The sequence below is a fragment of the Janthinobacterium sp. SUN100 genome (assembly GCF_030397705.1).
Classification (GTDB): domain Bacteria; phylum Pseudomonadota; class Gammaproteobacteria; order Burkholderiales; family Burkholderiaceae_D; genus Janthinobacterium; species Janthinobacterium kumbetense.
Map to the genome: position 1 here is coordinate 351,733 of NZ_JAPUBU010000003.1, position 23,425 is coordinate 375,157.

16 protein-coding genes and 3 tRNA genes are annotated in these 23,425 nt (G+C 63.5%); 4 read left to right on the forward strand and 15 right to left on the reverse strand.

The window, feature by feature from the left end; genetic code table 11:
• Nucleotides 1-2: 2 nt before the first annotated feature.
• The 8 genes from tuf to O0881_RS18110 all read right to left on the reverse strand — a co-directional run bounded on the left by tuf (nucleotide 3) and on the right by O0881_RS18110 (nucleotide 7,674).
• Complete coding sequence (tuf, locus tag O0881_RS18075; RefSeq protein ID WP_077398776.1) at nucleotides 3-1,193, reverse strand: elongation factor Tu; 1,191 nt, start codon at nucleotides 1,191-1,193, stop codon at nucleotides 3-5.
• 88 nt (nucleotides 1,194-1,281) lie between these two features.
• A tRNA-Thr gene (locus O0881_RS18080) sits at nucleotides 1,282-1,356 on the reverse strand.
• A 43-nt stretch (nucleotides 1,357-1,399) separates the two neighbouring features.
• A tRNA-Gly gene (locus tag O0881_RS18085) sits at nucleotides 1,400-1,473 on the reverse strand.
• Nucleotides 1,474-1,535: 62 nt separating this feature from the next.
• Nucleotides 1,536-1,620 (reverse strand) — tRNA-Tyr (locus O0881_RS18090).
• Between the two features lie 222 nt (nucleotides 1,621-1,842).
• Nucleotides 1,843-3,489 carry a response regulator gene (locus O0881_RS18095; protein WP_289912423.1) on the reverse strand — a complete coding sequence of 549 codons (1,647 nt, stop codon included), beginning with the start codon at nucleotides 3,487-3,489 and terminating at the stop codon, nucleotides 1,843-1,845.
• Nucleotides 3,490-3,622: 133 nt separating this feature from the next.
• On the reverse strand, nucleotides 3,623-5,218 hold the full coding sequence (locus O0881_RS18100; RefSeq protein WP_289912424.1) for a DUF3369 domain-containing protein: 1,596 nt from the start codon (nucleotides 5,216-5,218) through the stop codon (nucleotides 3,623-3,625).
• Nucleotides 5,219-5,281: 63 nt separating this feature from the next.
• Nucleotides 5,282-6,373 carry a DnaJ domain-containing protein gene (locus O0881_RS18105; RefSeq protein WP_289912425.1) on the reverse strand — a complete coding sequence of 364 codons (1,092 nt, stop codon included), beginning with the start codon at nucleotides 6,371-6,373 and terminating at the stop codon, nucleotides 5,282-5,284.
• A gap of 149 nt (nucleotides 6,374-6,522) precedes the next feature.
• Complete coding sequence (locus O0881_RS18110; protein WP_289912426.1) at nucleotides 6,523-7,674, reverse strand: SAM-dependent methyltransferase; 1,152 nt, start codon at nucleotides 7,672-7,674, stop codon at nucleotides 6,523-6,525.
• 74 nt (nucleotides 7,675-7,748) lie between these two features.
• Between O0881_RS18110 and O0881_RS18115 the strand changes: the two genes are divergently transcribed.
• The 4 genes from O0881_RS18115 (at nucleotide 7,749) to pepF (ending at nucleotide 12,020) form a co-directional block, all read left to right on the forward strand.
• Nucleotides 7,749-8,537, forward strand: a complete 789-nt coding sequence (locus O0881_RS18115) for an SDR family oxidoreductase (RefSeq protein ID WP_289912427.1) — start codon at nucleotides 7,749-7,751, stop codon at nucleotides 8,535-8,537.
• Nucleotides 8,538-8,590: 53 nt separating this feature from the next.
• The gene (locus O0881_RS18120) at nucleotides 8,591-8,989 is read left to right on the forward strand and encodes a dihydroneopterin aldolase (RefSeq protein WP_046682033.1); all 399 of its coding nucleotides are present in this window, start codon (nucleotides 8,591-8,593) and stop codon (nucleotides 8,987-8,989) included.
• Between the two features lie 5 nt (nucleotides 8,990-8,994).
• Nucleotides 8,995-9,957, forward strand: coding sequence for a tRNA 2-thiocytidine(32) synthetase TtcA (gene ttcA, locus O0881_RS18125; RefSeq protein ID WP_289912652.1), 963 nt, complete (start codon nucleotides 8,995-8,997; stop codon nucleotides 9,955-9,957).
• Nucleotides 9,958-10,136: 179 nt separating this feature from the next.
• Nucleotides 10,137-12,020 carry an oligoendopeptidase F gene (pepF, locus tag O0881_RS18130; protein WP_289912428.1) on the forward strand — a complete coding sequence of 628 codons (1,884 nt, stop codon included), beginning with the start codon at nucleotides 10,137-10,139 and terminating at the stop codon, nucleotides 12,018-12,020.
• A 43-nt stretch (nucleotides 12,021-12,063) separates the two neighbouring features.
• On the opposite strand, the gene kefC is transcribed toward pepF, so the two are convergent.
• The 7 genes from kefC to O0881_RS18165 all read right to left on the reverse strand — a co-directional run bounded on the left by kefC (nucleotide 12,064) and on the right by O0881_RS18165 (nucleotide 23,312).
• A complete protein-coding gene (gene kefC / locus O0881_RS18135; RefSeq protein WP_289912429.1) occupies nucleotides 12,064-13,890 on the reverse strand; it encodes a glutathione-regulated potassium-efflux system protein KefC in 1,827 nt (608 codons plus the stop codon).
• Nucleotides 13,891-13,953: 63 nt separating this feature from the next.
• Nucleotides 13,954-14,526, reverse strand: a complete 573-nt coding sequence (locus tag O0881_RS18140) for a dual specificity protein phosphatase family protein (protein ID WP_289912430.1) — start codon at nucleotides 14,524-14,526, stop codon at nucleotides 13,954-13,956.
• 10 nt (nucleotides 14,527-14,536) lie between these two features.
• A complete protein-coding gene (locus O0881_RS18145; protein WP_289912431.1) occupies nucleotides 14,537-15,679 on the reverse strand; it encodes a glycosyltransferase in 1,143 nt (380 codons plus the stop codon).
• 99 nt (nucleotides 15,680-15,778) lie between these two features.
• On the reverse strand, nucleotides 15,779-16,921 hold the full coding sequence (locus tag O0881_RS18150) for an ankyrin repeat domain-containing protein (protein ID WP_289912432.1): 1,143 nt from the start codon (nucleotides 16,919-16,921) through the stop codon (nucleotides 15,779-15,781).
• Nucleotides 16,922-16,982: 61 nt separating this feature from the next.
• Complete coding sequence (locus tag O0881_RS18155) at nucleotides 16,983-18,803, reverse strand: M14 family metallopeptidase (RefSeq protein ID WP_289912434.1); 1,821 nt, start codon at nucleotides 18,801-18,803, stop codon at nucleotides 16,983-16,985.
• A 125-nt stretch (nucleotides 18,804-18,928) separates the two neighbouring features.
• Nucleotides 18,929-21,649, reverse strand: a complete 2,721-nt coding sequence (locus O0881_RS18160) for a TonB-dependent receptor (protein WP_289912435.1) — start codon at nucleotides 21,647-21,649, stop codon at nucleotides 18,929-18,931.
• Between the two features lie 163 nt (nucleotides 21,650-21,812).
• On the reverse strand, nucleotides 21,813-23,312 hold the full coding sequence (locus tag O0881_RS18165; protein WP_289912436.1) for a S41 family peptidase: 1,500 nt from the start codon (nucleotides 23,310-23,312) through the stop codon (nucleotides 21,813-21,815).
• Nucleotides 23,313-23,425: the final 113 nt, after the last annotated feature.

Here is a 23,425-nt window from a genome sequence, read left to right on the forward strand (position 1 = left end):
CCTTATGCGATGATTTTTGCAACCACGCCGGCGCCGACGGTACGGCCGCCTTCGCGGATAGCGAAGCGCAGACCTTCTTCCATCGCGATCGGGTTGATCAGCTTGACGGTGATCGACACGTTATCGCCTGGCATGACCATTTCTTTGTCTGCTGGCAACTCGATCGAACCGGTTACGTCCGTCGTGCGGAAGTAGAACTGTGGACGATAGTTGTTGAAGAATGGCGTATGACGGCCGCCTTCGTCTTTCGACAGAACATAGATCTCGCCGGTGAAGTGAGCATGCGGCTTGATCGAGCCTGGCTTTGCCAGAACTTGACCACGTTGCACGTCTTCACGCTTGGTGCCGCGCAGCAGCAGACCAACGTTGTCGCCTGCTTGACCTTGGTCCAGCAGCTTGCGGAACATCTCCACGCCGGTGCAAGTCGTTTTGACGGTATCGGTGATACCAACGATTTCGATCTCTTCGCCGACTTTAACAATGCCGCGCTCGATACGACCGGTCACAACGGTACCGCGACCCGAGATCGAGAACACGTCTTCTACTGGCATCAGGAACGCACCGTCAACAGCGCGCTCTGGCGTTGGGATGTATGCATCCAGCGCATCGGCCAGACGCAGCACTGCGTCAACGCCCATTTCGCCTTCTTTGCCTTCCAACGCCATACGTGCCGAACCTTTGATGATTGGCAGGTCGTCGCCTGGGAATTCGTACTTCGACAACAGCTCGCGCACTTCCATTTCAACCAGTTCCAGCAGCTCTGCGTCGTCGACCAGGTCGCACTTGTTCAGGAACACGATGATGTATGGAACGCCAACTTGGCGGGCCAGCAGGATGTGTTCGCGGGTCTGTGGCATTGGGCCGTCAGCTGCGGAGCACACCAGGATCGCGCCGTCCATCTGGGCAGCACCGGTAATCATGTTTTTGATGTAATCGGCGTGGCCTGGGCAGTCAACGTGCGCGTAGTGACGCGTTTCCGTTTCGTACTCGACGTGGGCGGTGTTAATCGTGATACCGCGCGCTTTTTCTTCTGGAGCTGCATCGATCTGGTCGTATGCTTTAGCTTCGCCGCCGAATTTCTTCGACAGAACCGTTGCGATTGCAGCGGTCAGCGTGGTTTTACCGTGGTCGACGTGGCCGATGGTGCCGACGTTGACGTGCGGCTTGGTCCGTTCGAATTTACCTTTTGCCATTTTGAACTCCTAATGATTTGATTAGATTGCTCAGGCACACGCCCGACGGTCTGGTTTGAATTGCTTCTGTGCTGCCTGCTGCGAATTCTGGTGCCCTTGACGTGGATCGAACACGTGGCCTCTCCCTTACCAAGGGAGTGCTCTACCACTGAGCTACAAGGGCTGTAATTTGTTGCATGCGATGCATCAAGCATCTGAACGGAAACTGGAGCGGGTGAAGGGAATCGAACCCTCGTCGTAAGCTTGGAAGGCTTCTGCTCTACCATTGAGCTACACCCGCGAGGTATCGTTCACTTTATCTTCACTTACTTTTGCTACTACCCAGTTTTCCTTGCAAAAACTTGGTGGAGGGGGCTGGATTCGAACCAGCGTACTCATAGAGAACAGATTTACAGTCTGTCGCCTTTAACCACTCGGCCACCCCTCCGCGGGAACCGCAGAGTATGAAGCATCTACTCACAACTGTCAACCTTATTTACTGATGCCTGACTACTGCATTTGCTTATAAAGAAGAAGTTGGCTGCTTCGGGGCGTGATTATAAGCTCCCGATTTGAGAATGTGCAAGGGTTGGCGCGAAAAAGTCTGCTTTTTTTGGATTTTTTTTATCCCCCCTGCCGGGAAGCCGCATTTTCCCGTCATTTTTCCCTTTTACCGGGCGTCAGGTGGATGCATCCAGGAGTTGCCGAGGGGCTTATATTTACGCAACAACTGCTGATGCAGGCCCGACAGCACGGGCAATTTGGGATTGCGCGGGTCCAGGCGGCGCACGCCGGCGATAAACGTCAGCGCCTGCTGTCCCATGCGCTCATCCCAGCCTTCGTGTTCCAGGCACTTCAGCACGGCCACGGCCGCATTGAACACCACTTGCGGATTATCGGGCAGGCGCGTGACGGCTTCGGCCATCAAATCGACGGCGCCGCGGAAATCGCCCTCTCCCGCCCTGGCGGCGCCGGCCGCCACCATGTCGGCCACTTCCTGGCGGCTTTGCCGCGCCAGCGCCTTGGCCAGCTCTTCGCGCCCGGCATGCTCGAACACGGCCATGGCGCGCGTCATGGCCGCGCTGTCGGGCGCATTGCGCATGACTTCGCGCATCACCTCGGCGGCGCCGTCTTCGCGCCCATGCGCCAGGCAGTGGCGCGCCAGCTCGGTTTTCAGCATGTTCGAGCCGCCCCCGCTGTGGCGGTTGGCGGCCAGCGCCACGTCGAGCGATTGCTGCAAGCGCTCCTCGTTGCCCGTATGCGCGTGCAGCATGGCGCTACACAGCGCACTGCACAGTTCTGCATTCTTTTGCCCGCCCATCGACTTGTCGAGGTCGCGGATCACGGCGCCCACCTGCAGCGGGTCGCCCTTGCGCACCAGGGTCTGCACCAGGCGCACATGGTCTTCCGGATCGCGGAATTCCGAATACTTGGCCTTGCTGACGACCAACTTCAGGGATTTTTCCGCCATCTCGATATCGTCGGCCGCCAGGGCCGCCTCGCCCAGACGGCGCAAGCGGCGCACGGCGTGCGGCGACAGGGCCACCGCTTCGCTCAGGGCGGCCTGAGCCAGCTCCGGCTTGCCTTGCGCCAGATGCGTGCGCGCCAGCCAGTCGTACGCGTCGAGAAAACGTTTGTTGTTTTCCAGCAATCCCTCCAGGGTGCCTTGCGCCGCTTCGTACTCGCCCAGCAGGAACTGCGTCTTGGCCTGCCCCAGGCGCGCCCAGCCGATGGACTTGGCTGCGTACAGGCCCGCGTAGATCGGCTCGGCGTCGGCCGCCTCGCCCAACAGCAGGTGCAATTCCGCGCGCAAGCGCAGGAAATCGGTGGCGTAGCGGGGATACAGGCTGGCGCCCTCGGCGCAGGCGGCAATCGCCGCGCGCTCATTGCCCACGTCGATCAACTCGTACACGGGCACGAAGGCATTGCGCTTGTCCAGCGCGCGGCCGATGCGCTCGAGCATGTTGTCAGCGGTGAAGGGCTTGAGGATGTAATCGGTGGGCAACAGCTCGACGGCGCTGACCACCTTGGCGAAGCTGCCTTCGCCCGTGACCATGAAAAACATGGTCGACGCGTGCATCAGTTTGTGGTGGCGCAAGTCTTCCAGCATCTGCTGGCCGTCCTGCCCGCCATCGAGATCGTATTCGCACAGGATCAAATCATACGATTTGCTGCCCAGCATGCGAATCGCCTGGCCTGAGCTGGCCGCGTCATCGATCTTCGCCAGGCCGCACAGGTTGAGCATATTGTGCAGGCTGGCGCGCATGCCCGGATGCGGCTCGATGATCAGTGCGCTAAGACCCTTGAGTTCTTTCATGTCGTGATGTCCGAAAACTCCGCGGCGCGCCACACTGGTGCGTGGCGCCAGCCAGCATGAGGCTGCCGAGTATATGACGGCGCCGCGCGCAAGGGAATGGCGGCGTGCCGAAAAATGCCGACGACGTTGCTGCTCAAGCGACGACGCGCTCCGGATGCCACAGTTGCGGCTCATGGTCGATCAGTTCCAGCAGCGCCGTCACCACTTCCGGATCGAACTGGCTGCCGCTGCGCTGCTCGATGTATTCGCGCACCTGCGGATACGGCCACGGCTCCTTGTAGGGCCGCTCGTGCAGCAAGGCATCGAAGACGTCGACCACGGCAACGATGCGCGCGGCCACGGGAATGTTGCGCCCTTTCAAGCCATTCGGATAACCGGCGCCATCGAAGTGTTCGTGGTGGCCGCCGGCGATCTGCGCGCCATACGTGAGATAGCTGACGCCGTCGACCATGTTGGCGGCCCGCTCGAGGATGGTGCGTCCGACGCTGGCGTGCAGCTGCATCTGCGCCCGCTCCTCGTCCGTATGCTTGCCGGGCTTGAGCAGCACGGCGTCCGGCGTGGCCACCTTGCCCACGTCGTGCAGGATGCTGGCCAGGCCGATCATGTCGAGTAGCTGCGGGGTCAGCTCGTCGGCATAGACGCCGCGCTGCTGCATGCGCCGGGCGATGGCGTCGGACAACAACTGCACCCGCCGCACGTGGCCGCCCGTGTCGCTGTCGCGGAACTCGGCCAGGTCGGCCAGCGCCACCACGGTCGCTTCCTGCGCCTTGCGCAGCTGGCCGAACATGTACAGGTTGTCGAAAGCGGCGGCGATACGCTGGCAAAACACTTCCAGCAAGTCGCGCTGGATCTGCGCCAGCGGCCACGGCGGCGTGACGGAAATGGCGAGCTCGCGGTTGCCTTCCGTGTGGATGAACAGCACATTGGCCGGATGCTCGAACTGGCTGCGCTTTTCCGAAAACGCCTTGTCGATGGTGGACGTGAGGGCATGGTCGGCCGGCATCGCTTCGGACTCGGCCAGCACGGCATACGTGCCCGTGGCGGCCACCACCTCGGGCCGTCCGGCGCCGCCCTGCATCAGGCACAGCACGCCGTCGGCGCCCACGTCGAGGATGGCGCTGACCTGGTTCAGCACGCCGGAAGCGAATTCGCGCAGGGAATGGATCTGGTACAGATTGGTGGCGCCGGCGAGGATCTTGCCCAGGCCGATGCGGCTGCGTTCGAGCATCATCAGGCTCTCGTAGGCCCGCAGGGCCGAGATGACGGTGGTAAACAACTTTTGCGTCGTCAGTTCCGTCTTGGCCTTGTAATCGTTGATGTCGTATTCGATGATGACGCGCTGCTCGGGCGCCTGGCCCGGCTGGCCCGTGCGCAGCACGACGCGCACGATGGAGTTGTTCAGGTCGGCGCGGATGCGCTTGGCGAGGATCAGGCCGGCGTCATCCGTTTCCATCACCACGTCGAGCAGCACCAGCGCGATATCGGGCGTGTCGCGCAGGATGTCGTACGCCTCGCGGCCGCTGTAGGCGGAAAACAGTTCCAGTTCGCGGCCCTTGAAACTGACATTGCGCAGCGCCAGCCGCGTGACCGCATGCACGTCGACGTCATCATCGACGATCAGGACACGCCACAGGCGCTGGTCGGGCGCGGCCAGCCCGGCAGGACTGGCCACCGGCTCATCTTCGTCGAGCAGCCAGTTATCATCTGCATCGGCCTTGAGGTCGGTCATGAATACTCCTAATGGATAAGTTCGATGTGGACGCTGCGTTGACGCATATCAAGCATAATCAGATTAGATGCTGCTTACAACAGGATTCTGCGTACCGCCTTCGCTGGCGGACGGCGATGACGCCGGCGCCGAGGTACCGCTGCGCGTGGCGCCGCCACAACTATCCTGGCCCGGCCCGACGGCCTGGTAGCGCACTTCATACTTGCCCGCGCTGAGCTGCTCCACCAGCAGCTTGTCGTACGCGAGGATGTACAGGTAGCGCACGTTCGAGCGCCGCTCCGTGTCAAACAGCTTGACGAACACGGGCGCCGCATTGCCGCTGTTGTCGATGCTCACGGCCAGCTCATCGCCCTTGTTACCGATCGGGAATCCATCGACATAGCCGGAATGGGCCGGCCAGGGTTCGCCATTCGGCGCCACCAGCGATGGGGACTCGGCCTTGCCAGCCCCATCGCAGGCGGGCTGGATGCCTTTCAGGCTCAGCTGGGACACGGCCAGCACGCGGATCTCCGGCGTCTTCGCTTGCGGCGGCTCGGGTGCATACGGCTTGCCCACGGCCCAGCTGTCGACTGCCACCGCCTCGCCTTTCGACGACGACACGGCACCGGCCGCCGGCGTGGCCGCTTCCGCATGGGGCTTGGCGCCGTCGCGGGCCAGGCCGCTCCAGGCCGACGCCAGCGCGGCAGGCACGGGCTGCGACGTGTCGAGCATCAGCAAGGCGCCCAGCCAGCCCAGCAACAGGCAGATAAACAAACTCAGCCACCAGCGCCAGTTGCGCCAGACGGGTTGCAGGCCGCGCCGCGGCTTGCCCTTCGGCGGCGGCACATCCTGCGCCCAGGCGTGTTCATGCGGCTGGGCATGGCCTTTCGCGCGGCCATCGCGGCTCTTGCCTTCTTCCTGGTGGGTGCTTTCCAGCCATTCGATTTCCCACTCCTCGGCGGCGATCCACTCGTCGTGTTCCTTGCGGCGTTGTGGATCGGATAAGGTGCCATAGGCGCTGTTGAGGATCGCCATGATGCGGGCGGCCTTTTCATCGCCGGGATTCTTGTCCGGGTGGTATTTCTGACTGAGGGCTTTGTACGCGGCACGTATGACTTCCTGCGGCGCCAGGCGCGCCACCTTCAGGTTGTCATAGTGTGTATGTATCTTTCCCATCGTTCTATCTTGAAATCGGTGCGCGGCGACGGGTTCTTGCAGGATGGAACCGTGCTGTGTCGGTCATCATATACGATATGACAAGATAATAACCACCGGCGGACAGGAAATTGCAGGGCGATACTGCCCTGCCTTGATATTGCGGGCGCTTACAAGCGGTGACTGCGGTCGCTGGACAACAGCGCTTCCGGCAACTCCACGCGGTGCCCCACTATCAGCACCTTGAACAATTCCCCCATCTCGGCGGGCGACACCAGCTTTTGCACGGCGCTCGCCTGCGGCAAATAGGTCTTGACCTGCTCCGGATCGGTGCGCAGCAGCAAGTCGCCGAGACCCGCGCCCAGCAGGAAGGACGCCTGGTTCATGTAGGCAAGCACATCGAGGCCCGCCTCCTGCGCCGCCACCGCCATCGCCGTAAAATCCACGTGGGCCGTGATGTCCTGCAAGCCGGGCAGATAAAACGGTTCCGCGTGGGCGTGATGGCGGTAATGGCACATCAGGGTGCCCGTGGCGCGCAAGTCCAGGTAATACTCATGCGCAGGGAAACCATAGTCGAACAGCACGGCCGCGCCGCCCTTGCCATTGGTCAGCATGCGCGCCAGCGAGCGCATGAAACCGCAGGCAACGCCATGAATTTCCGTGACATAGCCGACCGGCAAGGCATCGGCGTCCGGCACCTGGGCGGCGATCTGCGCAGCCACCTCAGCGCCGGCCAGACGCTCGACAAACACGAACTGGCCGTCGGCGATGCTGACGTCGAGTTCGCACCAGCCGGCGGGCGTCTTGCTGATCAGGTTGACAGGCATGGCGTCCAGCACTTCATTGCCGAACACGGCGCCCTCGAAACTGTCGGGAAAGCCGTCGAGCCACACCACTTGCGGGAAGGCTGCCAGCGCCAGCTCCTGGCGCGCGCGCAATTCGCCGGACAATTCGACGATCGCATACTGTTCGACATGGATGCCGGCATTCGCCGCTTCCGTCAGGATATCGCAGGCCAGCTTGCCCGTGCCGGCGCCGAATTCGAGGATGCGCGGGGCCGTTTGCGCCATAATAGCGGCTGCCACATGGGCCAGGGTGGCGCCGAACAGGGGCGAAATCTCCGGCGCGGTTGTAAAATCGCCATCTTTGCCCAGCTTGGCGGCGCCGCCGCTGTAATAGCCGAGGTCAGGCGCATACAGCGCCAGTTCCATGAAGCGGACAAAGGGAATGGCGCCGTCATTGCGCGCGATTTCGGCGGCAATCTGGTGCTGCAAGGCATGGGACGCGGCCAGCGCGTCGCTATCGGGTGCGGGAAGAGACATTCCCGCATTGTAGCGAATCGGCGGCGCATGCCGCCAGTGTGGCGTCCACCGAATATCTCAACCATAGCAAAGACATGACAGAAGCAACGACAACGCCATTCGACAGCACACCCCGCGTCGCCCTCGTCACGGGCGCCGCGCGGCGCATCGGCCGCGCCATCGCGCTGGGCCTGGCGCGCGACGGCTGGGATATCGCCGTCCATTACCGCGACTCGCGCGACGAGGCGCTCAGCCTGGTCGCGGAAATCACCGCGCTGGGCCGCCGCGCGCAAGCGTTCCCCTGCGACCTGGCGCAGGAAGAGGCCGTACGCCAGCTGTTGCCGCAGGCACAGGCGGCGCTGGGGCCGGTTACTTGCGTGGTCAACAACGCATCGTTGTTTGCATACGACAATGCGGGCGATTTTTCCGTCGCCGCGCTCGACGCCCACATGCACGCCAACCTGGCCGCCCCCATCCTGCTGGCGCAAGCGCTGTACCAGGCCACCCCGGCAGGCGAGCAAGCCGTGGTCATCAACTTGCTGGACCAAAAACTGTACAATCTCAATCCTGATTTTTTGTCGTACACCCTGTCCAAGGCGGCGCTGCTGTCGGCGACCACCATGCTGGCCCAGGCGCTGGCGCCGAAAGTACGCGTGGTGGGCATTGCCCCCGGCATCACCATGGTCTCCGGCGAGCAGACGGAAGCGAACTTTGCCAAGGCGCATGAAAACACGCCGCTGGGACGCTCCAGCACGCCTGAGGATGTGGCCGACAGCGTCTGCTACGTGGCCGGCGCGCGCGCGCTGACGGGCACGACCCTGCTGGTCGATGGCGGCCAGCATTTGATCGGCTTGCCGCGCGACGTCATGTTTTTGACCAAATAATCAGCAGCCCTACCAAACAACCAGCACTCCAGCATTCCCTAAAAGGTAAAACTATGTCGTCCGCCCTGTCCCACCCTCGCCTGGCCGATTGCCGCCGCCTGTTCCTGCGCAATTACGAAGTCCTCATCAACATCGGCGTCTACGACTTCGAAAAAAAGGGCGAGCAGCGCGTCCTCATCAACGTCGACCTGTACATCCCCCTGGCCCTGTCGACGCCGAAGGATGACCAGTTGGAAGAAGTGGTCGACTACGACTTCATGCGCGAAACCATCGCCAAACGCATGGCGCAAGGCCACGTGCAGCTGCAGGAAAGCCTGGTCGACGACGTGCTGGCCGCCATGCTGGCCCACCCGCGCGTGCGCGCCGCGCGCGTATCGAGCATGAAACCGGACGTGTATCCCGACTGCGAAGGCGTGGGCGTGGAAGTATTCAAGATCAAGGATGAAGCATGAACAACATGAATGACAGCGCCGTACTGGAAACGATGACGGCCGCCGTGGAAGTGCCGGCCAATGTCGAAGCGCAGAAACTGGCGCGCAAGAAGGCGGAAAAGATCGCCCTGGAAAACAACAAGCTGCACAAGCGCCTGTGCCGCCTGGTGGGACAAGCCATCGGCGATTTCAACATGATCGAAGACGGCGACAAGGTGATGGTCTGCCTGTCCGGCGGCAAGGATAGCTATGCGCTGCTGGACATCTTGATGACCTTGCGCGAACGCGCGCCGATCCACTTCGATATCGTGGCCGTCAACCTGGACCAGAAGCAGCCGAACTTCCCGCCGGAAATCCTGCCCGCCTACCTGACGGAACTGGGCGTCGCCTTCCACATCGAAAACCAGGATACCTACAGCATCGTCAAGCGCCTGATCCCGGAAGGCAAGACGACTTGCTCGCTGTGCTCGCGCCTGCGCCGCGGCATCCTGTACCGCGTGGCCGACGAGCTGGGCGCCAACAAGATCGCCCTGGGCCACCACCGCGATGATATTTTGGAAACTTTCTTCCTGAATATGTTCTTTGGTGGCAAATTGAAAGGCATGCCGGCCAAGCTGCAGTCGGACGACGGCAAGCACATCGTCATCCGCCCGATGGCTTACGTGAAGGAAGAAGACACGCAGCGCTATGCGGAAGTCAAGGGCTTCCCCATCATTCCATGCGACCTGTGCGGTTCGCAGGAAAACCTGCAGCGCAAGCAGATCAAGGGCTTGATGCGCGAATGGGACAAGAAATTCCCCGGCCGCGTGGAAAGCATCTTCTCGGCCCTGTCGAACGTGGCGCCGTCCCACCTGATGGACCCGAAATTGTTCGGCTTCAAGGATTTGAAGGCGGACGGCGTGGCCAACCCCATGGGCGACATCGCCTTCGATGAAGAGCCATGCTCGACGCCGACCACGTTCGGCACCATCGCGCTGCAACCTCTGTAAAAACCTCCTGTTGTTCCGCCGCCACCGTCCAGGTGGCGCGCGGTATCTTCCCTCCGCCTCTTTCCCCCCGCGTCCATTTGAGGTACCGTAGTCAGCTCTGCCGGTACGCGGTGCGTCACGCGCGCATCCCTGCACGGCGGTCAGCAAGCATTCTTCCGACAACCTCACTGGAATGAACCATGACGCCATCCGCGCTCAAGCGCCCCCTGCTGTTTTCCCTGCTCGCTCTCGGCCTCTCCTCTGCCTTCGCCGCGCCTGCCGCTGCGCCCACCGACCGCCAGGCCGACCGCTGGGACCTGACGGCGCTGTATCAAAACGACGCCGCCTTCGACGCCGACGCGAAAAAGCTGTCGGCGCAGCTGCAGCAACTGGGCGCCTGCAAGGGGCAGTTGAAAGCGTCGCCGGCCCGCCTGAAAAGCTGCCTGGACCTGTACGCCGAGGCGCGCAAGCGCGTCAACACGCTCACCACCTATGCGGCGCAGTATTACGACCAGGATACGGGCGACAGCAAGGGCAACCAGCTGAACCAGCGCGCCGCCCTGCTGGGCAACGACTTCTCCCAGGCGTCAACCTTCCTGCAGCCGGAAATCCTCGCCCTGGGCGGCAAGCGCATCGACGCCATGCTGGCGAAAGACAAGGGTTTGCAGCTGTACCGTTTTCAATTGAGCAACATGCTGCGCAGCGCGCCGCACACGCTCGACGCGGCTGGCGAACAGCTGGTGGCACAGTTCGGCCTGGCAACAAGCTCGGCCGCCAGCGTCTACCGCACCCTGGCCAATGCGGAAATCCCGTGGCCGACCGTGAAACTGTCGGACGGCAAGGAAGTACGTCTCGACCAGGCGGCGTACACGAAATACCGGGGCGATGACCAGCGCGCCGACCGCAAGCTGGTGTTCGACGCCTTTTTCGGCAAGTGGAAGGAATATGAACGCACGTTCGGCGAAACCCTGTACGGCCAGCTGAAGACGGACGCCGCGTATGCGAAAGTGCGCCGCTATGCCGATTCGCAAAGCGCGGCGCTCGACGCCGACCATCTGCCGCCGGCCGTCTACCAGACCCTGATCGCGCAAACCAACGCCAATCTGCCCACCTTGCACCGCTACTTCAAGCTGCGCGCGCGCATGCTGGGCGTCAAGGACCTCGCGTATTACGACATCTATGCGCCGCTACTGAAAAGCGACCGCACCTTCCCGCTGGCCGACGGCAAGCAGATGATGCTCGATTCCGTCGCGCCGCTGGGCCACGACTACGTCAAGGCCCTCACCGCCGCCGTGGACGCTCGCTGGATGGACGTGTACCCGCGCCCGCGCAAGGTGGCGGGCGCCTACATGAATGGCGACGCGTACGACGTGCACCCGTTCGTGCTGCTCAACTACACGGACAACTACGAAGCCGTCAGCACCCTGACGCACGAATGGGGCCACGCCATGCACTCGGTGCTGGCCAACAAGGCGCAGCCATCGATCTATGCGCCGTACAGCATCTTTGTCGCGGAAATCGCCTCGACGACGAACGAGGCGCTGCTGCTCGACGCGCGCCTGAAGCAGGCCAAGGACGATGACGAGCGCCTGCTGTACCTGGGCGCGGCGCTGGAAAACCTGCGCGGCACCTACTTCCGCCAGGCCATGTTCGCCGAATTCGAAGCGGCCATCCACGGCAAGGTGGATAAAGGAGAGTCGCTGACGGGCGAAGAGATCACGGCCATCTATGCCGGCATCCTCAAACGCTACCATGGCGAGGCGCAAGGCGTCATGACCATCGATCCCGCCTACGCGCTGGAATGGGCCTACGTGCCGCATTTTTATCACGGCTTCTACGTGTTCCAGTACGCCACCTCGATCGCCGCGGCGCAGGATTTCGCGCAGCGCATCCTCGACAAGGAGCCGGGCGCGCTGGCCGCCTACCTGAAGATGCTCAGCTCCGGCGGTTCCGCGTATCCGTATGAGCTGGTGAAGGCGGCCGGCGTCGATCTGGCCTCGCCGAAACCGTACCAGGCGCTGGCGGCGCGCATGAACGGCATCATGGACCAGATCGAGACGATTGAAGCGAAGCGGGGGAAATAATGCTGGGGTCAGACCCCCTCGATTGTTAGCACAAGCCTTCGCGTTAACGGTGTTGAGGGTCTGACCCCGGTTCTCCCGCTTGCTCCGAGGCAAACGCCGCCGCATCGCTCTCGAACATGTCTTCCAGTTCCTCGCGCGCCTGGCGCGTGAGGGACATGACTTTTTGCTGGTCCTGGAAGTGCGGCGCCACTTCCAGCAGGGTTTTCAGGTTATGCCGGCCAAAGATGCCGGCCGCGCGCTGCGCCCGCTCCGGGCTGAAGCCCACCTGCTGCAAGGTCTGCTCGCCCAGCAGCAGCGCCGCGGCGAACGTTTCGCGTTCGATCAGCGTCACGCCCCGCTTCATCAATTCATAGTAATGCGTGACGTTGCGCGCACGCGCCAGAATCGTCAGTTGCGGCAGGCGCAGGCGCACGGCGTCGACCAGGGCCAGGCTGTCGTCCACATTGTCGATGGCGATCACCAGCGCCCTGGCCTTCTCGATGCCGGCCGCCACCAGCAGGTCCACGCGCGTGGCGTCGCCATAAAACACCTTGAAGCCGAACTTGCGCAGCAGGTCGATCTGGTCCGGGTCGTGATCAAGTACCGTCACGCCGATCTTATTGGCTGCCAGCAGGCGACCGATGATCTGGCCGAAGCGGCCGAAACCGGCGATGACGATGGGATTGTCCTGCGCCTCGATATGGTCGTCGGGGCGGCGCTTCTTCTCGCCTTGCAGGCGCGGCGCGACGAATTTGTCGTGCAACAGCAGCAGCAAGGGCGTGGCCACCATCGACAGGGTCACCACCACGACCAGCAGCGCGGCCGTCTCCGGCGCAAACACGTGCGCGGCCTCGGCGGCGGCAAACACGACGAAGGCGAATTCGCCCCCTTGCGACAGCAGCAGCGCAAAGAACAGTTGCTGGCCGCGGGGAATGTCGACAAACTTCGACAGCACGTACAGCAAGGCGACCTTGACCGCCAGCAGGCCCGCCACCAGGGCCAGGATCAGCAAGGGCTGGGCGCGCAGCACCCCGAAATCGACGGACATGCCCACGGCGATGAAAAACAGGCCCAGCAGCAGTCCCTTGAACGGCTCCAGGTCGGAAATGAGTTCATGTCGGTATTCGGAATCGGCCAGCAGCACGCCCGCCATGAAGGTGCCCAGCGCCATCGACAGGCCCACCGATTCCATCAGCACGCAGATGGCGATCACCAGCAGCAGGGCAAAGGCCGTGAAGATTTCGCGCAAGTCCGTCCTGGCGATGAAGCGCAGGATGGGATTCACCAGGAAGCGACCGCCGATCACCAAGGCCGCCAGCACGGCGGCCAGCTTGGCCACGCGCAGCCAGCCCGGTTCGCCACTGTGCGTGACCAGGCCGCCCAAGAGCGGTACCAGCGCGATCATGGGAATGGCGGCGATATCCTGGAACAGCAAAATGGAAAAGCCGGCGGAACCGGCCGGGGTGCTCATCAGCTTGCGTTCGCCCAGGGTGGCCAGCACGATGGCCGTCGACGATAGCGACAGGCCCAGCGCGCCGACCAGCGCCGTGCGCCAGTCCACGCCAAAGGCCATGGCCACGGCGCACAAGCCCGCGCTGACGACGCCCACCTGCGCCCCGCCCCAGCCAAAGATGGGACGGCGCAGCAGCCACAAGCGCTTCGGCTCCAGCTCCAGGCCGATCAAAAACAGCAGCAGCACCACGCCGAATTCGGAAAAGCTGAGGATCACCTCGACATTCTTGATCAGGCCCAGGCCCCAGGGACCGATGACGACGCCGGCCACCAGGTAACCCAGCACGGCGCCCATGCCCAGGCGCTTCGCCAGCGGCACCATGATGATGGCGGCGACCAGGTAAAACAGTATGTTGATGAGAAAGCTGTGGTGTTCCATGCGGATTCCGGAAAAACGTGACTGGAATCGCAATCATGCCTGAAGTGGCGCGCCAGCGGGGTATCAGGGTTGCCGCGCCTCGATACGTGCGCGCAGTTCGTCGACATTCACGCGCTGGAGGTAGCTTTCGATATTCTTCCACACGGCGTGGTAGCCGTAGCCGCCATTTTTCAGCTCGTCGATCGCCTTCTCGCGCGGCCAGCCCTGGTACAGCATGCGGTACATGGCGGCCATCATGCCCGTGCGGTCGGCGCCGTGCAGGCAATGCAGCAGCACGGGACCCTGCTGTCCGGCGGCGCGGATGGCGCGCATGGTGTCGATCACATGGCGATCGCGGATAGCCCAGGTATTGATGGGGATGCGGACGGCGCGGATACCGCTGCCTTCCAGCACCTGCGTATCGGAGTGGAAGGAGCGCAGGCTGATCACCGTCTTCACGCCCAGCGCCTGCAGCTGGGCCACGTCGGCGCTATCCAGCCTGGCGCTGCGGTACAGGACGGGCGTGACCTGGTGCAGGTTCGACACCTGCGGCAGCGGCGTGGCCCAGTCCGGCTGGCGTGGCGGCGATGGTTGCGCCCCGGCCGGCGCGGCGGCCAGCCCCAGGGCGAGGGTCAACAGTACGACATGCAGCATCATGGTTTCCTGGTTATTGAAGAACGGCGCCGGCGCGCAGCACCTGCGCCAGCACGTCCAGGGCGGCGCGCGGGCGGCCCAGGGCCAGCGCCTTTGCGCGCATCGATTGCAACTGCTCGGGATGCTCGAGCAACAGGCGCACCCGGTATTCCAGGGTGACGGCATCGAATGCCTTCAGGGCCACGCCCTGCTCCAGCAGATAGTCGGCATTGCGCTCTTCCTGGCCGGGAATCGGCGAGTTGACGATCATGGGCAAGCCCAGCGCCAGGCATTCCGAGGTGGTCAGCCCGCCCGGCTTGGTGATCACCAGGTCGGCGCACGCCATCAGGCGCTCGACTTCGCTGGTAAAGCCTTGCGCCAGCAGGCGGCCCGGATACTGGCCGGCCAATGCCTGCAGCGCCGCCAGCGCGGCGGCGTTTTTCCCCGCCAGCGCGATCAGCTGGAAGTCGCCCGGCAGCGCCAGCAGGCGCGCGGCGACCGTTTCAAGGCTGCCCAGTCCCGCCCCGCCGCCCATCAGCAGGATCGTCGTGCGCCGCGGGTCGAGGCCAAACGCCTGCGCGCACGACACGCGGTCGGGCGCCTGCGCGAACGCGGGCATGATGGGAATGCCCGTCACGTGGATGCGCCCGGCGGGGATGCCTTCGTGGCGCATGCGGAACGCCACTTCGTCAGTGGCGGCGAAATAGCCCTGCATCTGCTCGTGCACCCACATGCGGTGCAAGTCGAAATCCGTGACCTGCACCCACACGGGGCAAGCCAGCTGCTGCTGGCGTAATGCGCGCGACAGCAATTCGGCCGGCAGGAAATGCGTGCAAATGATGGCATCGGGCTGGAAAGCGGCGATCCGCGCCATCAGCGCGCGCGTATTGAGGCGCTCGACGGCGCGGCGCAGGCGCTGCATAGAGCTGTCGCGCGGCGCATCGTGGGTGGCGTGATACAGATAGCCCCACAGCGCGGGCGCCTTGTTGACCAGCTTGATATACAAATCCGTGTACAGCTTGCGGAAGGCGGGCGTGACGAAATCCATCACGTCGAGATGCAGGGCCAGCGCCGCTGGGCCGCCGCCATCGCGCGCCGCATACGCCTCGATGGCTTGCGCCGCGCGCATGTGGCCGGCGCCGGCCGAGACGCTCAGGAGAAGAATTTTTTGTGTCATGAAAAACCGATGCGTGAACAGGTTGCGCGCGGACGCGGAAGATGCATTGGCAGGATAACATCGCTGCAAACTGGCCGGCTTGATCTGGCCACGCGCGCGCTAGCCAATGACGGGGACAGGCAAAGCAGACACTTTCCAGCTGCCTTTGAGCTTGCGTTCGATCAAGGCCGGCAAAGTGCTGGCGTCGGGCGCGCCTTTTTTGGTGAACTTCACCGGCACCAGCAGATAGATGGTGACCTTGTCATCGTCGGCAATGTCCTCCTCCGGCTCCGGATTCCAGCGCTTGTCGATGGCCAGCAGCGCGTCGACGCCATCCGGCCAGGCCAGGTCCGCCAGGTGCGGAGCGTCGCGCCGCAGCAGCTCGCCCGCCGCCAGGCTGGCCTGGTCGAGCGTGCGCCGTCCCAGGCGTGCCAGCAGCGCCACCGGAAAACGCCAGGGGCTGTGCTGCGCGAAGCCGTGCACGGTCAGCGGCCAGCGGCCAGGCAGGCAGATGGCCAGTTCGGTCATCGGGGATTGCTGGAAGAGGCCGGCCGTAAACAGCAGCTTGAAATCGCGCTTGCCGCCGATGCAGCTGATGCCCAGCGAAAAGCGCGCGTCGCCACTGTCCGGGCTGAACACGGCCGGCAATACCCAGCCGGCGCTGTTGTGCATGAAGGTGCGGATCGATTCCTGCGGTGAGGCGGCCGCTTGCTGCGGCACGTCGAGTATGCTGACGCCGCCGGCGGCAGCGAGCAATTGGGCGATCGCGGGAAAACCCCAGCCGCTGGCGATATCGACCGGCGCCTGGTTCCAGCGCGTATGCAGGCGGTTCGGATTGGCGCCCGACTGCAACAGCAATGCCACCACGTCCTGGTGGCCGCCCACGCAGGCGCTGTCCAGCGGCGACAGTATATTGTCCGGCAAGCCGTCGACGGCAGCGCCCTGCTCGAGCAGCCAGCGGCAGGTATCCAGATGGCCATGGCTTGCCGCCGCGTCCAGCGGCGTATGGTTGCGGTAGCCGGGCAAGGGCAGGTCGATGTCCAGGCCCAGCGACACGAGCAGGACGCAGACGTCGCGGCTACCGCCGGCCGCGGCCAGATGCAGCAGCGATTCGCCGTCATCCATGTTGTAGCGGCGAAAGGTCAACAGCAGCGGCGTGGCCTCGAGCAGGCTGCGCACCTGTTCCACCTGATTTTCGCCGACTGCATCGCAGAGGCGAAAAAACGTCTCGCGGTGCTGGTTGTAGAGTGTCTTGTTGACCATGCATGTTCTCTGCTCGTGGTGGCGGCGCCATCATCGAGCGGAGAATAGCATTTTCTTCCGATTAATCTGTGCGATTTGACAACTTCGGTGTGCGCGTCGGCGGCAATGCCAGGCCGGCCGGCGCCACATCCGTGCGCAGCACCGGATACAGGTTCAGGCGCTCATCCCAGGACGCGTGGCGGCGGGCGAAGAATTCCAGGCGCGCGGCCGGGCTCTTGGCAAATGCGGGATCGCTGGCCAGCTTCTGCTGGAACTGCGCTGCCAGCGCCGGGTCGGCCGCCAGCTGCGCGCGCGCCACGTCTTCGGCCACGTATTCTTCCATGTACTCCTTGCGCTCGAAGGCCGTATTGAAACTGCCCCAGGCCAGCAGGGAATCGGGCGCGCGCGGTTCGAGCAGGGCCACGACCAGGCGCGCCTTGGCCTGGTTGACGGGCACGTACAGCGCGCCCGCACCGACCACGCGCGCCTCTTTCTGCCACTCGCCCTGCACGGCCGCCGTCTGGCGTCCCTCGAACGACTGCGCGCCGAATTTCACCTGCGTGGCGCGGAAGGCTTCAACCGGCAGCTTGCCCGGTGCGCCAGCCAGCACCTGGTACGACACGCCATGCTGGCGCAGCTTGGCCGCCACCATCTGCGCCTGCGCGGCGGGCACCAGATAGCCGGCATGCGGCGCGGCCTGCTGCAGGTCGGGCACGATTTCGTCGCGCAGCGGCACGTTCCAGATCTGCGGCGTGGTTTCATCGTAGCGCGTCATCAGCGCGCCCGACACTTCGGACGGCGTACGCGTGTAGGCGTAGCCGCGAAACGCGATCATGCGGCTCTTCTCCGTCGTCTTGTAGGTGAGCGGCAGGGTGCTGCCTGCCAGCTGCGCGGCGCGCGCATCCGCCTCGAGCGCCGTTTGCCGCCACTGCGCGCCATGCAGCGCCACTTGCGACAGCAGCGAGACGATGGTGTTGCGGGTGATGCGCACGCGGGTCGGATAATCCTTCCACGAATGGGTTTCCACCAGCATGCCGAAGCGGTTGCGCAGTTGGAAATAGCCATGCGAGAAGCGGGGATTCGGCCCCGAATCGACAAAACCCGATTGCGGATTGTCGTTCTCGGCAAACGAAATATAGAATGGTTTCGGGTCCGAACCCTGCTTTGCCAGGTCGGCCAGCACGCCGTCGCGCAGCGCCGTTCCCGCCACGCGCAGGGCCGCATCGCCCGCATGCACGGGTTCGACCTGGATCGAGATATCGGGTTCGAACTGGGCGCCGTCGGTGACGTGCAGGTCGACGTAGGCCAGCGGGTCCCAGGCGTTCACCAGCGCCAGCATGTGCTGCATCTCGGGCGTATCGGCCTTCATGTATTCGCGGTTGAGATTGTAGTTTTGCGCCGTGCTGCGCCAGCCCATTTCCACGGGACCGCGCTGGTTCGGACGGTTCCACTGGCCGAAGCGCTCATGGCCATCGACATTGAAGACGGGGACGAACAGCAGCACCTGCTTGTCGAGCGCGCTGGGCGCCGCCTTGCCCTCCAGGATTTCGCGCAAGGCCAGGAAGCCGGCATCCTTGCCATCGATTTCGCCCGCATGGATGCCGCCCTGCACCAGCAGCACGGGCAGCTTGCGGCGCGCCGCTTCGGCCGGCGTCAGGGCGCCCGTATTCGTCACGGCCAGCGCCAGCATGGGGCGGTTTTCAGGCGTGCGGCCGAACTCCACGCAGCGCACCTGCTTCGGATAGCGCGCCTGGAACTGGCGACACAGGGCTTCCACTTCCGCGTAGCGGCCCGTATGCAAAAAGCCCGAGCGCTCGGCCACCGTCGTCAGGACGGGAGCGGCGTGTGCGCTGGCGGCAAACACGGTCAACAGGGCGGTGGACAGCAGGGCGTGGCGTAGCATGGGTCAAACTCCATCGAGAGAGGACAAGCGGGCAATTATAGAGTGGCGGTCGGATAAAAACGCGCCGGAAAATAAAAAAGCCGGAACAACGTCAGCTGCTCCGGCCTTGCTCTGGCAAGCGTGAATTACGGGCCAAAATGGTAGTTGAACTCGATCCACCCCTGGCGGCCTTGCGGGCTGTAGTTACCGATCGGGTAGTACGGCCAGCCGTTGCTGGCGTCGCGCTTGATCTTGTCGAACACGTTGTTGACGATCAGCGAAACGGTGGCACGGTCGTTGATGCGGTAGACGGTGCTGATGTTGGCCAGCGCCGTCGGCGTCAGGTAAGCCTTGCCGGCGGCATTCGGCAGCTTGCCGTAGCGGCTGACCAGCAAGGTATTCGACCAGTCGCCCGCAGCCCAGTTGACGCTCAGGTTCAGCTTGTCGGGCCAATCCATGTTGGTCATCGATTTGGTTTCATCGGTCTCTGCATCGCCGGCGAATTGCTGCGATTTCTTGCTCAGCACCCGGGCGTAGTTGGCCTTGAAGGCGAAGCGGCCATAGTCCGTCGTGCGCAGCAAGTATTTCAGGCTGACGTCGATGCCGCTGCTGCTTTTCTTGGCCGCGTTGATCGGGTTGACGGTGATGGTCTTGATCTCGCCCGCCTTGTTCAAGGCATTCGCCGCGTAGCGCTCGATGCGGCCCAGGGTATCGATACAGGTCGGCGAGCCGATGTCGGCCATGCCGAGGCGGCAATCGGATTCGTCGCGCAGCAGCTTGTCGGCGTCCAGATTCGTCACCAGGTCGTCGATCTTGATGTTCCAGTAGTCGACCGAAACGTCGAAATTGGAACTCGGCGACCAGACGGCGCCCACGCCGAAGGACTTGCCCTTTTCCGACTGCAGGTCGCGGCTGCCATTCTGCACGTAATCGGCACCCGGCGATTTATTCGCATACTCGCAGCCGTCGATGGCCTTGCCCGCAGCATCGCAACGGTAATAGTCGGTGGTGCTCGAATAATAGCCTTTGCCGCGTGCCTGGTAGATGTAGTTCATGTCCGGCGCGCGGAAGCTGGTGGCGTAGTTGGCGCGGAACAGCAGGTCCGGCGCCGGGCGCAGTTCCAGCCCGCCGTTGTAGGTGAACTTGCCTTCCTTGCGGCCGGCAAAGCTGTAGCGGTCATAGCGGCCGGCGACGGTAGCGGTCAGCTTTTCATGCAGCGGCACATTCAACTCCGCGCCCAGCGCATAGCGCGAACGGGTACCGGCCGTGACGCCCGAACCGGTGGCGACATTGAAATAGCCCTGGTCGATGCGCGCGTCGGGTTCGTTGCTGAAGCCCTGCTTGCTCGCTTCGGCAATCGTGGCGATTTTCACCGTACCGGCGGGCAGCTGGAACAGGTCGCCATTCGTGGCCAGGCTCAGGGTATTCGTCCAGGCCTTGTCCTTGCTGTCGCTGTAGCCGCTGATGCTGTCGAATTCGGCCGGCGTCAGGCGCTGCGACAGGCGCGCGGGATCGGGTGCGTAGATGGCCACGCCATTCGCGTCCGTGCCCAGCTTCGGTCCCAGGAAGAAGCTGTCGATGTTCGAGCGCAACTGCGGCCGGTGGGCTTCGCTCGTGTAGACCGAGGCGTTGTAGTTCGCCTCATATTGCCAGGCGCTGCCCGGAATGCGACCCTTGGCGCCCAGCGAGATGGCCGTGGCCAGGTCGTCCCAGCTGCGGTTATAGCGCTGCACGCCGCCGATTTCCTCGGGCGAGATAAAGCGCGTCCACTCTTCGTAGGCGCCGCTGTTCTGGTTCAGGAAGGAATTGCCGTTCAGCGAAGCGGAGGTCCACGACGGACCGCGCGTATTGTTGACGGTCTTGTTCTTGCCGATCAGGACATCAGCAAACAGGGTGGTGTCGGCATCGAGCTCGTAATTGGCGCTGCCGAACACGTTCTGGCTCTGGTTCTTCGTCTGCGTGGTCCAGAAGGTCGGGCGGGCTTTCGGGCTGGCGCAATAGCTGCCGTTTGCCGCCGTGTACTTGCTGACGCTGCCGCCGAACATGTCGCCGAACTGACCGCAGGTGTCGCCCAGGTCGACATAGTTGCCGGCCTTGCCTTTCACCAGGGTGCGGCGCGCGGCGATCGTCGTCGGCACGCCGGAGCGGCTGGTCATGAAGTCGCGGTCCATGCTCCACAGCGGGTCGCGCTGGCTCAGTTCCACGCTGAACAGGGTATGCAGCTTGTCGAAATTGCCGCCGCCCGTCAGCTGCACGCGCTGGTTGCCGGCGCCGCCGCGCGAGGTGCCGCCCAGCTTGACGTTGATATCGAAGCCTTCCGCCTGTTTTTTCAGGATCACGTTGACCACGCCGGCGATCGCGTCCGAGCCATAGATGGCCGAGGCGCCGCCGTTGAGGATTTCGATGCGGTCGACAATGCTCGACGGGATGTTCGCCAGGTTGGTGAAGTTGACGGCGCCGTCATAGGCGATGGGGAAGTCGGCCAGGCGACGGCCGTTCAGCAGGATCAAGGTATGGTTCGGGCCCAGGCCGCGCAGGCTGATGGTATTGGCCGATGGCGTGAAGGTATTGCCGTAATCCTCGCCCTGCGTAAAGCCGCTGTTCTGCACCTGGCTGGTCAGCGCGTCGAAGACGTTCTTGTAGCCCTGCTTGGTGATTTCGTCGCCGGTCAGGACGGTGACGGAAGACGGGCCTTCCAGGCTGGCGCGGGGAATGCGCGAACCGGTGACCACGACGGCTGGCGGGGTGACCGCCGCCTGCTGATCCGCTGCGGGCGCTTGCGTTTGCGCGTGCGCCTGCCATGCGGTGCCGCCCAGGATGGCCAGTACGCCAAGGCTGAGCGGTGTTAACTTGAACTGTTTCGACATCGTTGCGCTTCTCAAGGTGGGAGAAAAGCGGCAAGATAGCAAAATGTCAGTCATTCCAGAACGAATGGATTCATCTTTCTATATATCAAAATTGTTATATAGAAAGATTCATGAGCAGGAAAACGCCAGGCGTCCTCGCTAGCTCATGGCAGGAACATGCGCGTTAACGGCGCCTGATGGCAATTTCCTTGTAGGACGGCCGCAACAGGCGCGCGGCCGTGTCGGCCGGACTCTCCATCGAACTCAGCAGCCTGGTGGCCCCCATGGCCGGCGTGCAGCTGCCGCTGCTGCGGTAGCGCAACGCCGCCGCCAGCATGCCTTCCGCCGCGTCGCCCAGCGCATGCTGGTAATCGTCCGCCACGTCGCAGGTCGGCGCCATGCCATCGGCAAAGTCGCCAAAGCCCTTGGCGTTGACACCCTGGAATTGCACGGCGAAATACGTGGTGCCGCAATTCGGCGCGGGATAGAAACCGTAGGGCTTGCCACATGTCGTGCCGCCGATCAGGTTGACTTGCACGTCCACGCCGCGCAAGCCGTTGATGATCGCTTCGCTGGCCGAGCAGGTGTTGCCCGTTGTCAATAAGGTCACCCGCTTGAGCCCCAGCGAGGGCAGCGGCGTGCCCTTGGCCAGGGGATTCTGCGCGGGAAAGCCCTGGCTTTGCGCATGGAATGGCACGGGCGCTTCCGGCCGCGTCTTGTCATTGAAGAGCACCTGCTCGAAGGTCTTGCCGGTGGTGACTTGCGGACCGGCGATCATGTAAGCGAGTTCGCTGGCGACATCGAGGTAACCGCCGCCGTTGTAGCGCACATCGAGCACCAGGTCGCTGATGCCGGCCGCCTGGAAGCGGCCCATGGTCTCGACCAACTGGCGTTCGGCCACGTTGTTATGCGTATTGAAGGTCAGATAGCCCACCTTGCCCGTGGGCGTATCGATGATGCGCTCGTTCTGCACGGCGCTGGTGCTCACGTCCACCGCCGTCAGGCTCACCGACAGGGGCGCGCCGTTACGGCTGAATCCCAGCGTGTGCGCGCCTTGCGCCTTGGGGAACAGGCCGGCGTTGAGGATAGCCACGCTGGCCGCGTCGGGAACATTGACGAAATCGACGCCATCGACGGTTTGCAGCACGTCACCGCGCCGCAAGCCCGCCAGTGCCGCCGGCGAGCCTGGCTCGACGATCGAGATCACCGCCTTGCGCGGCGGCGTGGTACGCGTCAGCGCCAGCAGCATGCCGTAACCCAGTTCCACGCCATTGAGCGAAGCTTCCCATTCGGCCGTCGTGTACGTGAAATGGAACTGGTCCTTCGGCTTGCCGGATGCCGTCGTGGCCCTTGTTTTCAGCACATCGAAGTACGCGACGGGCGTGGCGAAGCTCTGCGCCTGGTAGGTCGTCGGCACTTCGCGGTACCACAGATACGTTTCATCGATCCAGCTGCGCACCCACGTCAGTTCATCGAGCAAGGTGCCCGGCTTGTCGATGCTGCTGCCGCCGCGCGGCGCAGCGCAGCGGTTCTCGACCGTGGACGAAGCGACCAGCGCCGCCGGACCCGCCGGCGTCACGGGCGGCACGACGGGCGCGCTGTCGCTGCCGCCGCCACCTCCGCCGCAGGCACTCAACAACAATACGAGAGGAACCGCCAGGGCGGAAAAGCGCAGGGAAGACATGACGAACTTTCCGAAAAGAAATTATCGAAAAATTATAAGACGTTTTACAAACAGGCGTTGTTTTCTTTGATACAAAAAAATGGCGCCCGCAGGCGCCATTGCTACAACGTGAA